The organism is Chlamydiota bacterium (assembly GCA_012729785.1).
Taxonomy (GTDB): Bacteria; Auribacterota; Tritonobacteria; order UBA1439; family UBA1439; genus UBA1439.
On sequence record JAAYCL010000001.1, the window covers coordinates 125,608 to 138,736 of the forward strand.

General features: G+C 66.8%; 9 protein-coding genes. 7 read left to right on the forward strand and 2 right to left on the reverse strand.

Annotated features, from left to right (window positions below):
- The first annotated feature begins 3 nt into the window (after positions 1–3).
- The 7 genes from GXY35_00520 to GXY35_00550 all read left to right on the forward strand — a co-directional run bounded on the left by GXY35_00520 (position 4) and on the right by GXY35_00550 (position 10,298).
- A complete protein-coding gene (locus GXY35_00520) occupies positions 4–906 on the forward strand; it encodes a diacylglycerol kinase family lipid kinase (GenBank protein NLW93086.1) in 903 nt (300 codons plus the stop codon).
- A complete protein-coding gene (locus GXY35_00525) occupies positions 903–1,874 on the forward strand; it encodes a tetratricopeptide repeat protein (GenBank protein NLW93087.1) in 972 nt (323 codons plus the stop codon). Before GXY35_00520 ends, GXY35_00525 begins: the two co-directional genes overlap by 4 nt.
- A gap of 159 nt (positions 1,875–2,033) precedes the next feature.
- A complete protein-coding gene (gene glgC / locus GXY35_00530; protein NLW93088.1) occupies positions 2,034–3,269 on the forward strand; it encodes a glucose-1-phosphate adenylyltransferase in 1,236 nt (411 codons plus the stop codon).
- 57 nt (positions 3,270–3,326) lie between these two features.
- Positions 3,327–4,814: a glycogen synthase GlgA gene (gene glgA / locus GXY35_00535; protein NLW93089.1), complete on the forward strand. Its 1,488-nt coding sequence runs from the start codon at positions 3,327–3,329 to the stop codon at positions 4,812–4,814.
- Complete coding sequence (galT, locus tag GXY35_00540; GenBank protein NLW93090.1) at positions 4,807–5,826, forward strand: galactose-1-phosphate uridylyltransferase; 1,020 nt, start codon at positions 4,807–4,809, stop codon at positions 5,824–5,826. Before glgA ends, galT begins: the two co-directional genes overlap by 8 nt.
- A gap of 40 nt (positions 5,827–5,866) precedes the next feature.
- Entirely contained in the window at positions 5,867–8,032 is a 2,166-nt protein-coding gene (locus GXY35_00545; protein NLW93091.1) for a glycoside hydrolase, read from the forward strand.
- A gap of 136 nt (positions 8,033–8,168) precedes the next feature.
- Complete coding sequence (locus GXY35_00550) at positions 8,169–10,298, forward strand: DUF1926 domain-containing protein (protein NLW93092.1); 2,130 nt, start codon at positions 8,169–8,171, stop codon at positions 10,296–10,298.
- Between the two features lie 1,169 nt (positions 10,299–11,467).
- Here the strand turns inward: GXY35_00550 and GXY35_00555 are convergent.
- Positions 11,468–11,683: a hypothetical protein gene (locus GXY35_00555; GenBank protein NLW93093.1), complete on the reverse strand. Its 216-nt coding sequence runs from the start codon at positions 11,681–11,683 to the stop codon at positions 11,468–11,470.
- A 277-nt stretch (positions 11,684–11,960) separates the two neighbouring features.
- A complete protein-coding gene (locus tag GXY35_00560; GenBank protein ID NLW93094.1) occupies positions 11,961–12,968 on the reverse strand; it encodes a hypothetical protein in 1,008 nt (335 codons plus the stop codon).
- Positions 12,969–13,129: the final 161 nt, after the last annotated feature.

Sequence of the window (13,129 nt, forward strand, 5' to 3'; positions counted from 1 at the left end):
ACGGTGCGCGCGAAGCTCATCTATAACCCCGCCTCCCGCGGCGCGGTCGGCCCCTGGCGCCAGCGGAGGATCGAACGGGCGCTCCTCGCCGGCGGCATCGAGACGGAGGTCTGCACCGCGGTCCGGCCGGGCGACGCCCGCCAGTACGCCGTCTCGGCCCGGGACGGTTCCTGCGGGATGGTGATCTGCGCGGGCGGGGACGGGACGATCAACGAGGTCATCAACGGCATCGCCGGATCGAACCTCCTGCTGGGGATACTCCCGATGGGGACGGGCAACGTGCTGGCCTGGGAGCTCGGCATCCCGCTCGACCCGCTCGGCGCCTGCGCGGTCGTGACCGGCGGGATGGAACGCACGATCGACCTCGGGCGCTCGTCCGGCGGGCACTACTTCTCCTGCATGACCGGGGTCGGGATCGACGCGCAGATCGTGCGCGAGGTCACGCCGGCGGCCAAGGGGCTCCTGGGCAGTCTCGCCTACCTGATCGGGGGGATCGGAACGCTCATCCACCACGGGCTGACCGAGCTCTCCATCGAGATGGACGGGAGGAAGCCGCCGGTGGTGGGCTACGCGACCGTCATCTGCAACGCGGCCCGCTACGGGGGGCGGTTCAGACTCTGCCCGGCCGCCGTCATCGACGACGGCTGGTTCGACGTCTGCATACTCCAGAAGCGCGACAGCCTCGCGCTGCTGCGCTCCGGGATCTCGGTCATCATGAACAACCACCAGCGGATGCAGGGGATATCCTTCACCCGGGCGCGCTCCGTGCTCGTCTCCTCCTCGCAGAAGGTGCTTGTCCAGTCCGACGGCGACATCATCGGCGCGACCCCGATGGGCTTCTCCATCGCCCCGCGGGCGCTCCGGGTGATGGTGCCGCGGGTCGAAGGGCGGGGGGGGGCGGCATGACGCGGGCGCCGGCCGCCTGGATCGCGATCGTCGTTCTCGCCGCCTCGGGCGCCGGGTGCGGGGTGAAGAGCCGGAAGATGGCGGTGCAGGAGGCCGAGGGGCAGGTCGCCGTCGAATGCGCCGTGCGCTTCCACCGGTTTCACACCATACGCGCCCGCGCGGACTGGCTCGCGCGCTCGGGGATGCCGCGGCAGGCGCTCGTGGCCTACGAACAGGCCCTCGGCGCGCTCGACGAGATCGGGCAGATGGACCCGGCGTGGAGCCCGGCCTCGGTCGCCGCCGCGCGGGGGCGCTGCCGCGCGGCGATGGACCGGCTGGCCGAGGAGCTCCGCCGCAGGGATTTGCGGGAGGGGGCCGCGATCGAGCGCTTCATCGCCCGTCGCGCGGCGCTCCCGCAGGCGGGCGCGCCGTTCGCCGAGCTCGGCGACTTCTACATGAACGAGCACGAGTACGACAACGCGATGGCGCAGTACCGCGAGGCGCTGCTGCGGGATCCGGCCAACGTCCCCGTCCAGATCAGCATGGCGCAGATCTACAGCCGGATGGGGGACTTCGAGCGGGCCCGCCAAATCTACGCCGCGATGATCGAGGCCAACCCCGACCTCGCCGTCGCGCACTACAACCTCGGCGGCATCTACTTCCGGATGCAGAAGCCCACCTACGCCCTCAGGGAATACACGCGCGCCCTCGAGCTCGAGCCCGACGCGCCTCACGCCCTGAACGCCCTCGGCGTGGTCTGCAAGCAGCTCAAGCGCTACGACCAGGCCGAGACCCATCTGAAGAACGCCATCCGCGTCGCCCCCGGCTACGCCCCCGCCTACTACAACCTCGGCCTCGTCTTCACCGAAAAGAACAACCCCTCGAACGCGCTCTCCTACTTCCAGCGGGCGATCGAGCTGTTCGGGCCCGAGAGCCCGCGGGGAAGGGAGATCGCCGAGCTCATCCGGACGCGCCGGCGCGCCCCGTGACCGGGGGGATGCCGCGGCGCGCCGGATCCGCCCGCGAGGCGCGGTTCCTCTCCGGAGGGGAAACCGCTTGACCGGCGTTCGCCGCGCGGGGATAATGTGTTCGCGTACGGCGCTTCGCCGGGCGCCTTCCATGCGCCGTCTGACAGGGGGACGACCCGTATGGCACAAGAACTCGTGATGATCCTCGCCGGCGGCAAGGGCGAGCGACTGTACCCGCTCACGCGGGACCGGGCGAAGCCCGCCGTGCCGTTCGGCGGGAGCTACCGCATCATCGACTTCGCCCTCAGCAACTTCATCAACTCCGGCTTCTACCATATCAAGGTCCTCACCCAGTTCAAGTCGGACTCCCTGAACCGGCACCTGGCGAGGGGGTTCCGCCTCTCTCCGGAGCTGGGCCACTACATCGACCCGGTCCCCGCGCAGATGCGCACCGGGGAGAGCTGGTACAAGGGGACCGCCGACGCCATCTACCAGAACCTGAACCTGATCCTGGACGAGGATCCGACGTACGTCTTGATCTTCGGCGCGGACCATATCTATCGGATGGACGTGCGGCAGATGCTGCAGTACCACCGCCAAAAACAGGCCGGCCTCACGGTCGCGGCGATCCCGCGCCCGGTGGAGGAGGCGCGCTCCTTCGGCGTCCTCCAGGTGGACCGAAACGGCAGGGTCATCGAGTTCCAGGAGAAGGTGCCCGACCCGAAGGAGATGCCGGACCGTCCGGGCTGGTGCCTCTGCTCGATGGGGAACTACATATTCAACCGCGATCTCCTCATCCCAACCCTCAAGCGCGACGCCGCGCTCTCCTCCGGCCACGACTTCGGCAAGGATATCATCCCCGCGCTCTTCAAGACGCACCCGGTCTACGCCTACGACTTCAGCACCAACGTCATACCCGGCTGCGAAGAGAGGAAGGGTGGCTACTGGCGCGACGTCGGGACGATCGAGGCCTACTTCGAGGCGAACATGGACCTCATCTCCGTCTGGCCCCAGCTCGACCTGTACAACGCCGACTGGCCGATCCACACCTGCTATGACCTGTACCCGCCCGCGAAGTTCGTCTTCGCGAACACGGCGGAGAAACGCGTGGGGTGCGCGACCGACTCCCTCGTCTCCGAGGGGTGCATCGTCAGCGGCGGCGCCGTGAACCGGAGCATCCTCGGCCCGGGGGTGCGGATCAACAGCTACAGCGAGGTGTCCGAGTCCATCCTGATGAAGGGGGTCATGATCGGGCGCCACGCGCGGGTGCGGCGGGCGATCATCGACAGCGGGATCGAGGTCGCCCCCCACGAAACGATCGGGTTCGACCCCGACGCGGACCGGAAGCGGTTCTTCGTGTCGCCGTCCGGCATCGTGGTCATCCCGAAGCCGCTGCACAGCGAGATCGGCGACTGACGGTTCCCCGGCTTCGCCGGGGAGCGCGAGGAGGCATCCGTGACGGAGGAGGGGAAGCTGAAGATACTGATGGCGTCCTCGGAGGCGGTGCCGTACGCCAAGACGGGAGGGCTCGCGGACGTCGCCGGCGCCCTGCCCAGGGCGCTGCGGGCGCGGGGGCACGACGTGCGGCTGGTGCTTCCGTACTACGGCTGCATCAGGAAGGCGAACCTGCCGGCCTGCGACACGGGGATCTCCGTGCCGGTGACGATCTCCGGCCGCACCGAGACGGCGCGGATCTGGGAAAGCGCCATGGACGACGGGACGCCCGTCTCGCTCATCCGGAAGGACGGCTACTACGACCGCGACGAGCTCTACGGCACCGCCGAGGGCGACTACCACGACAACGCGGAGCGCTTCTGCTTCTTTTCGCGGGCGGTCGTCGCCCTCGCCAAACGGATGGGGATCGCGCCGGATATCGTCCACTGTCACGACTGGCAGACCGGCCTGGTGTGCGCCCTCCTGAAGGTCGTCGAGAGGGCGCACCCCGTCTTCGCGGGGACGGGGGCGGTGTTCACCATCCACAACCTCGCCTACCAGGGCCTCTTCTGGCACTACGACATGCACCTCACGGGGCTCCCGTGGAACGTCTTCACCGCCGAGGGGATCGAGTTCTACGGGAAGATCAACCTCCTCAAGGCGGGGATCGTCTACGCCGACGCGATCACGACGGTGAGCCGGCGCTACAGCGAGGAGATCCAGGGGGCCGAACTCGGCTGCGGGCTCGAGGGGCTCCTCGCGCGCCGGCGCGGCGACCTCCACGGGATCCTCAACGGCGCCGACTACCGCCAGTGGGACCCCGCCTCCGACCCGCATCTCGCCGCCCGCTACACCCCCGACGCCCTCGAGGGGAAGGCGCGGTGCAAGGAGGACCTCCTCCGCCTCTTCGGCTTGAACCTGCCCCCCGGCACCCCGCTGGCCGGGATGGTGGGGCGGATGGCCGACCAGAAGGGGTACGACCTCCTGGCGGCCGCCCTGCCCGGCCTCCTCGACGCCGGCCTCGCCCTGGTGATCCTCGGCAAGGGCGAGGAGAGGTACCACCGGCTCCTCAGGCACCTCGCGAAAGGCTCTTCGGGCCGGCTCGGGGTCAAGATCGCCTTCGACAACGCCCTGGCGCACAAGATCGAGGCGGGGGCGGACTACTACCTGATGCCGTCGCGCTACGAGCCGTGCGGCCTGAACCAGATCTACAGTCTCCGCTACGGCACGGTGCCGATCGTCCGCGCCGTCGGGGGGCTCGACGACACCGTCTCCGCCTACGCCCCCGCGACCGGGGAGGGGAACGGATTCAAGTTCGTCCCGTACACCGCCGGGGCGTTTCTCGGCGCCGTGCGCGAGGCGCTGAAGATTTTCGAGCGCGAACCGCACTGGACGCGGATACGGCGGAACGCGATGGCCTGCGACTTCTCCTGGGACCGATCCGCGCGGGAGTACGAGCGGGTCTACCGCGAGGCGATCCTGCGGGCCCGCGGGGGGGGGCGGGGGAGGGGAGGGGACCGTGCCTGAGCTGCGGAAGGATCCGGTGCTCGGGCGGTGGGTGATCATCTCCACCGACCGGGCGCGCCGGCCGCGGGAGATCAAGGATGGCGCCCCCGCATCCGGCGCGAAAGGGTGCCCGTTCTGCGCGGGGCGCGAGCGGCTCACCCCGCCGGAGACACTCGCCTTCCGACCGCCGGGCGGCCGCGCGAACGGGCCCGGCTGGGAGGTGCGCGTCGTCCCCAACAAGTTCCCCGCCCTGCGCGTGGAGGGGGAGCTCGAGAAGCAGGGGTGCGGCATCTACGACCGGATGAACGGGATCGGCGCCCACGAGGTGATCATCGAGACGCCCGAGCACTCCCGGCGTATGGAGGAGCAGTCCCGCGACTCCGTCGCGAAGGTCTTCGAGGCGTGCAAGCTCCGCATCGCGGACCTCAGCCGGGATATGCGGTTCAAGTATATCCTCGTCTTCAGGAACGAGGGGGTGGATGCCGGCTCCTCGCTCTCGCACCCGCACTCCCAGCTCATCGCCACCTCGGTGACCCCCAAGCGCGTCAAGGAGGAACTGAACGGGGCGCGCGCCTACTTCGACTACAAGGACCGCTGCATCTTCTGCGACATCATCCGGCAGGAGCTCTCGGACCGCGTGCGGATCGTCTACGAGAACGCGCATTTCGTTTCGTTCTGCCCGTTCGCCTCGCGCTTCCCGTTCGAGATCTGGCTCCTCCCGAAGCGGCACCAGGCCGACTACGCGACGATCGCCGCGGACGAGCTCGGCTCCCTCGCGGACGCGATGCTCGTCACGCTGGGCAAGCTCGCCGGGGCGCTGAACCGGCCGCAGTACAACTACGTCCTTCACACCTCCCCCGTGCGCTGGCCGCGCAAGGACTACTGGAAGACGATCGAGTTCGACTACCACTGGCATATCGAGATCATGCCGCGCCTGACGCAGATCGCGGGGTTCGAGTGGGGGACGGGTTTCTACATCAACCCCACCCCCCCCGAGGACGCGGCGGGCTGTCTGCGGGAAGTCGACCATTGACCTCCCCCCCGCGTCTCGATCGAAGGGACCCCTCGGACCCGTGAAACGGATCTCGCTCGCGTTCTTCTGGCACATGCACCAGCCGTACTACCACGACCCGTCCACGGGCCGGAGCGCGATGCCCTGGGTCAGGATGCACGCCATGCGCGGCTACCTCGACCAGATCGCGATCCTCGACCGGCACCCGTCCATCCGCCAGACGTTCAACTACGTCCCGTCCCTGCTCAAGCAGATCGAGCAGTACGCCCGCGGCGAGGTGACCGACGTCTACCTCGAGCACGCCGCGAAGCCGGCCGTCGACCTGACCGCGGAGGAGCGGGAGTTCATCCTCTGGAACTTCTTCATGGCGACCTGGGAGACGATGGTCACGCCGTACCCCCGCTACCGGGAGCTCCTCCGGATGCGCGGGACCGCGGCGACGGAGACGACGATCCCGGCGGCCGCCCGCCGTTTCGACGCGCGGGACTTCCGGGACCTCCAGGTCTGGTTCGACCTCGCCTGGTTCGGCCACCAGGCGTGCGCCCGCTTCCCCGAGCTGAAGGAGATGCGGCGACGGGGCGGAAGCTTCACCGAGGCCGACAAGGCCCGCATCCGGGAGATCCAGACCGAGATACTGAACCTCATCATCCCGCTGCACCGCGCCGCCGAGGCGCGCGGCCAGATCGAGCTCACCAGCAGCCCGTTCTACCACCCGATCCTCCCGCTCCTCTGCGACACCGACATCGCGCGGCGGGCGATGCCGGACGTCCCGCTGCCGGCGCGCTACCGCTGGCCGGAGGACGCCGAGGCGCAGCTCGGCTCCGCCGCGGCCTACCACGAGCGTCTTTTCAAGCGCAAACCCGCGGGGCTCTGGCCGCCCGAGGGGTCGGTCTGCCCCGAGATCGTCCCGCTCGTCGCGCGGCAGGGGTTCCGCTGGATGGCGTCCGACGAGGAGGTGCTCTTCAGGTCGATCCGCAGCAGGGACCGGTTCACGGTGCTCTACCGCCCCTACCGGGTCGAGCACGAGGGCGCCTCCCTGGAGATGGTCTTCCGGGACCGGCGCCTCTCCGATCTGATCGGCTTCAGCTACGCGCACAACGACCCCCGCGCCGCCGCGGCGGATTTCCTCCTCAAGCTCTCGGAGATCGCGCGGATGGTCCCCGGCGACGACGCCCTCGTCAGCGTCATCCTCGACGGGGAGAACCCGTGGCAGAACTACCCGGACGGCGGCGAGGGGTTCTTGCGGCACCTCTACGAGGGGATTGAGAAGAGCGGCTTCGTGGAGAGCGTGCGGATCGGCGACTACCTCGCGTCCCACCCGGCCTCCGAGAAGATCACGCGCCTGCACAGCGGCTCGTGGATCGACAGCAACTTCGGGGTGTGGATAGGGGAGGAGGAGGACAACGACGCCTGGGATTTGCTGGGGAAGGCGCGCGCGGCCTTGCGCCGGCGGGAGGCGTCGGGGAAGGCGCGGGACCTCGCCGCGGCGCGCGAGGAGATCTACGCCGCCGAGGGGAGCGACTGGTTCTGGTGGTACGGGGACCGCTTCACCAGCGACAACGACGCCCTCTTCGATCAGCTCTTCAGGACGCACCTCCGGAACGCCTACGCCCTTCTCGGCGAGGAGCCGCCTGAAGCCCTCGACGCGCCGATCGTCACCCTCGGCAGGGTCACCGTGGCCCAGGAGCCGCGGGCCTTCCTCACCCCGGTCATCGACGGGCGGGAGACCTCCTACTACGAGTGGCTGGACGCGGGGCAGTACCGGCCGGACCGCGCCGGCGGCGCGATGCACCGCTCCGAGGCGTTCATCAAGGCGATCCGGTACGGCTTCGACGAACAGCGCTTCCTCCTCCGGATCGACCCGCTGGAGAAGGAGGGGATCGCGGGCAACGGGGAGTACCGGGTGCATATCCATTTCGTCTCCCCGCGCGAGGTGCGCCTCTCCTTCTCCCTGAGCAACGGGGGGCGGCAGCGGTGCGAGCTCAGCCGCCGCGAGACGCCGCAGCGGTTCGGCAGGAAGACCGCCCGCGGCGAGATCGCCATGGACAGGGTCGTCGAGCTCGCCGTGCCGTTCAAGGATTTGGGCTTCGAGAAGCGCGAAGAGGTGCACTTCTACGTGCAGGTGAAATCGGGGACGCTGGAGGTGGAGCGGCACCCGCGGGGCGGCTATATCGCATTCACGGTCCCCGACGAGGAGTTCGAGATCGCGCGGTGGACGGCGCTGTAGCGCGGCGCCGGCGCGGAGGAGACGGGGCGCGGCACGGCGTGTGCGGAGGGGCCGGCCGGTCTCGCCGCGAGCGGCCGCGGGAAGCATGCGGGGAGTCCCTCCGCCCCAACGTCCAACGGCGAAACGCACGGAGATTATGAACGAGATCCATTTTCTGCTGGCGGTGCACAACCACCAGCCCGCCGGCAACTTCGAGCACGTCTTCTCCGACGGCTGGCGCACCTGCTACGGGCCGTTTTTGGAGATGCTGAAGCGCCACCCCGCCATCCGCTGCACCCTGCACTACACCGGGGCGCTTTTCGAGTGGATCGAGGCCAACCGCCCCGAGGATTTCGCCGTTCTCCGGGAGCTCGCCGCGAGGGGGCAGGTCGAGCTCCTCGGCGGCGGATTCTATGAGCCGATCCTCCCGGCGATCCCGCGCGACGACGCGGAGGGGCAGCTCCGGCTCATGTCGGACTACCTTCGGGAACGGTTCGGCGCCGCGCCGCGCGGGATGTGGCTCGCGGAGCGGGTCTGGGAGCCGCACCTCGCGAGCCTCCTCCGCGACGCGGGCCTCGACTACACCCTCCTCGACGACACGCACTTCGTCTACGCCGGGCTTGATCGCGAGGGGCTGCGCGGCTACTACCTCACGGAGGACCAGGGCCGCACCCTCGCCGTCTTCCCGATCGACAAGGGGCTCCGGTATCTGATCCCGTTCAACGAGCCGTCGGCCGCCATCGACTACCTCCGCCAGCTCGCGGAACGCTCGCCCGGCAGCGCCGTCACGCTGGGCGACGACGGGGAGAAGTTCGGGATGTGGCCGGGCACCTACAAGTGGGTCTACGAGGAGCGGTATCTCGAGCGCCTCTTCGCCCTCCTCGAGGAGAACGCCGGCTGGATCAAGATGCGCACGATGGGGGAGTACCGCGAGCAATTCCCCCCCTCCGGGAGGATCTACCTCCCGACCGCATCCTATGACGAGATGATGGAGTGGGCGCTCCCCGCCGCGGTGCAGGCCGACTTCGAGAAACTCCTCGGCGAGCTCAAGAAGTCCAAGAAACAGGACCGGCTCTCGCGCTATCTCCGGGGCGGATTCTGGCGCAACTTCCTCGTGAAATACCCCGAGAGCGCGCTCCAGAGGGCCAAGACGATCCAGGTGAGCGCCCTCGTCCGGCGCGCCATCCCGGAAGATCTCGAGGCGAAGAAGTCGCTCTGGCGCAGCCAGTGCAACTGCGCCTACTGGCACGGCCTCTTCGGCGGGGTCTACCTGAACTACCTCCGGCACGCCAACTACGCCAACGCGCTCCGCGCCGAGGTCGCCGCGGACAAGGCCGCCCACGGGAAGAGGGGATGGGCGGAGGCGGAACTGGTCGACTGCGACGCGGACGGGAGCGACGAGCTGCTCCTGCGCAGCGCGCCGGTCAACGCGTTCCTGTCGCCGGGATACGGCGGCTCGCTCTTCGAGCTCGACTACAAGGAGAAGTGCTTCAACCTGTCGAACACGATGAGCCGCAGGCCCGAGGCGTACCACGCCGCGATGCTCTCCCGGGCGGCGAAGAAGGGGAAGGCGGCCGACGCCCCCGCCTCCATCCACGACCTCGCCAAGACCGCCCCCCGCGGCGTCCGGGACGCGCTGCACTACGACTGGTACCTGCGGCGCTCGTTCCTCGACCATTTCCTTGGGCCCGGCGCGACCCTGGACTCGTTCAGGCGATGCGAATATCCCGAACAGGGCGGTTTCGTCGACCGGCCGTACGAGATCGCCGGGGTGGAGCGGGGGGAGGGGAGGGTGGCGGCGACGCTCAAACGCTGCGGGGCGTTTCACGCCCCCGCTGGGCGCAGGCAAATCGAGGTGGCGAAGACCTACGCGCTGGACGGGAACGGCCTTCTCTCCGTCGCCTACCGCGTCGCGAACCCGGGCGGGGATCCGCTCGATCTGTGGATGGGCATCGAGTTCAACCTGACGCTCCTCTCGGGAAAGTCCCCCGCCAGGCTCATCGCGTTCGACGGGGCCGCGCCCGCGACGGTGCCGGCGGGGAGCAAAGGGCACGCGCAGGGGGTTTCGCGGTTCGAGCTCGTCAATCGGGAGGACGGATTCGCCGTGTGCGTCTCGTGGGACGCGACGGCGGGTTTCTGGTACTTCCCCGTGGAGACCGTCTCCCAATCCGAGAAGGGGATCGACCTGAACTACCAGGGGTCGTCCCTGATGCCGCACTTCAGGTTCGATCTTCCGCCGGGCGGCGCGAAAAAGCTCTTGTTCAGGGTTGCGATACGTCCCCTCTGATTTCGCCGCGACCGTTCAGTCCCCCGGCCCGGGTTCGACCCCTTTTCCCGGACCGTGGAACGCGTTCGACGCCCCCCCCCCTGATTCCCTCTTCACGCCATTCAAAGGGGTGTCGGCGGCCCTCGCGGGCTCGAGTGCGGGGGGCGAAAACCTCGCGCGTTGTCAGGAATTGCGCCGGTCGCTTCCAGACGGGTTTTGCGGAGGGGAATCGATTCGGGGGAGACGCGTCTTCCCGGACCCGCCGCCGCGGGCCGGAAACCGTGCAATGCCGGCGGGGGAGGGGAGAACGGAGATATCCTGTTCCATCGTTTCGAAAGAAACCGGATTCCCCGCCCTTCCCTTCCCGCGCCGTTCCGGTTGTGCTACTTACGCAACCTTTCGCTGATCTGGTCTATCTTCTTGTGGATGTTCCTCAACTTGATTTCGAGGCACCAGAAGATGATGAGCAGGAATACGACGGTGAAGATGTTAAAATCGACGGAGTACCACTCTTGCATGCGCACACCTCCTGTTGTTGGGTCTCTTCTGCCAATCGTGGAGGTTCATGCTATCACCTCTCAAGCGAAGTGACAACAGAAGAGATCGCGCCGCATCGCGTATCGTGCCGCTATTTCGACCTGAAGGCCCGGACAAGGCCCCTATCCCGCACAAACGTTTTTCGCTTATTTTGTTTGCTGGAATTGTTCGCGAGAATGGGGCCGTTGCGTCTCGCGTTCATGGAGTGGGGGAGAATCGCCGAGATCCTTGAAGCATACTCCCGATGCGAATGCGATTCCGCCGACATCCCCTTCCCTGACCGAGACGGTGGAACTGGACCCCTCTCCGAAGCGCACAGTTGCCCCCAGACGCGCGATCATCCCTTCTCCGTACCCTTTTTGCTCGTTGCATGTTGTGCGCCCGCCTAGAGCGTTAAATCGGTTGAGCGCCTGCCGCGGCATACGAAGAGCACCGCGTGCAGCCATCGCCGAGGCGTCCGCCCGTCAATACAAGCACAGTAATCCACACGGTTATCCACAAGTTGTTCTATTTGGGGCGTAACTATATGTGCCGCAGTATGTTATTTCATTATTCCCCTATCCCCTTACGTTACATAAGATATATTATGGGAAGGAGTGTCCGATTTGAATATAGGCTTCGTATGCTGCAGTATCCGGTGGATTCAAGCTCTATCAGGATTTGCGGGCATCAAGCCAGGATTCTATGAGACGCGCCTTTGCGGGCTTCGGGACGGCCTTCCTGTTCAGCCATCGGTACACCGTGTCGGGCGACACGTGCGCATATTCCGCAAGGGCTCTGATATTGGCGTCGAACCTCCTGTGTATCTTCCAGAATGCGATGAGCCGTTCCGCGGCCTCGCCAGCAGATTGATCGTGTATCCCCGCCATACCATTCAACTCCCTTCAACTCCCTATGGACGACCGCTCATCTGTGCCTTGTCTTGCGGCGTGTCGATCGCCCACGCCGGCGCCCCCGTCCCTCCCGCCAGCCGCGTTATGAGCTGGTTGGCTTGATTATACTCGTACCGCTGTGATGCTGCTCTCGCTCTCGTTCCCTGCCCTGTCCCGCGCCGTCGCCGTCAGCACGTTCTCTCCCGGCTTCCCCTTGTACTTCTTCAGCCGCACCGGGTTCAGGTGCATAAGCAGCATCGGAGTCAGACCTCGACTATTGACTAAGTTGCTTCTGGAGCTTCTCTATCTGCCTCGACAGGCTCCTGTCTTTCGCCAGCCGCTCCCTCATGCGCTCGTGCGTGTGCGCCACCGCGTCTCCGCCGATACCCCCCAGCTCGGCCCCGATCCCCTGAAGCGCCTTACCGCTCATGTTCAGCCGATAACTCAACTCTATCACCACCCGCCGCGCCTTACGGTGCGGTGAACGCACCAGGAGCAGCTCCGTAGGATTTACTCCATACTCCTCTCCCACCACCCGTGCGATTTCCCGCACGGGAACAACCGCCATCAGGGATTTCGCCTGCGGCTGCTCTCTCCTCTGCCACTTCCGCCCGTCGATGAACGTCTTCCTCACCCACTCCGTGAACTGCTGCGTCCCCAACACTGCACCCGCTTTTGCTTCCCCAAGCGGAGCCGTTACCCCTTTTTGCAATCCCGACAGCACGAACTCCCCGTATCGCCTCCTCCCCTCCTTCGTGCCCCCACCCATATACCCCAGCACGTCCCCATACGTCACGAACTCATCCCGCTTCCCCAACCCCATGTACCCTCGCAGGCTGCTCCACCGGTACTCCTTGAGCAGCTTCGCCTTCTCCTCGATCGGCTTCCCCTTGTACTTCTTCAGCCGCACCGGGTTCAGGTGCACATACCGGCTCAACTCCTTTAGGTACTCCTCCGCCTCAACCACCACCGCCTTGAACCGCCCCTGGTACAGATGCCCCGCACGGTGGTGCCGCAGATTGTAGTACGCCGTGTAGGCCGTGTTGAACCGCTGCATGAACCGGCTAAGGTTCGCTTCCTGCGTCCGCAACAAAAAGTGGAAGTGATTGCTCATCAGCACATAGCAATGCACCTCCACCTTGTACTGCTCGATGCTCTCTTTGAGCGCTTCCAGGAACCGCATCCGGTCCTTATCGTCCCTGAATATCTCCCCCCGCTCGTTCCCGCGGCTCGTGATGTGGTACCACGCACCCGGATATTCGATCCTCAATGGCCTGGCCATATCCCCATCATACCACCCCCGCCACTTCAGTCAATAGTCGAGGTCTGATTATATGATAGGCAGCTACCTCCCTGACGCGTTAGCATCGCACTGAGATCGCCCGGTAAGTGGTCTCAGAAAGGAGGTAGCTGGTATGTACTCGATCGGCATCGATCTCCACA

Excerpts from the sequence above, each read along its gene's own strand:
- GXY35_00525 (NLW93087.1), top strand. The coding sequence starts at position 903 with ATGACGCGGGCGCCGGCCGCCTGGATCGCGATCGTCGTTCTCGCCGCC.
- glgC (NLW93088.1), top strand. The coding sequence starts at position 2,034 with ATGGCACAAGAACTCGTGATGATCCTCGCCGGCGGCAAGGGCGAGCGA.
- GXY35_00550 (NLW93092.1), top strand. The coding sequence starts at position 8,169 with ATGAACGAGATCCATTTTCTGCTGGCGGTGCACAACCACCAGCCCGCC.
- GXY35_00555 (NLW93093.1), bottom strand. The coding sequence starts at position 11,683 with ATGGCGGGGATACACGATCAATCTGCTGGCGAGGCCGCGGAACGGCTC.
- GXY35_00560 (NLW93094.1), bottom strand. The coding sequence starts at position 12,968 with ATGGCCAGGCCATTGAGGATCGAATATCCGGGTGCGTGGTACCACATC.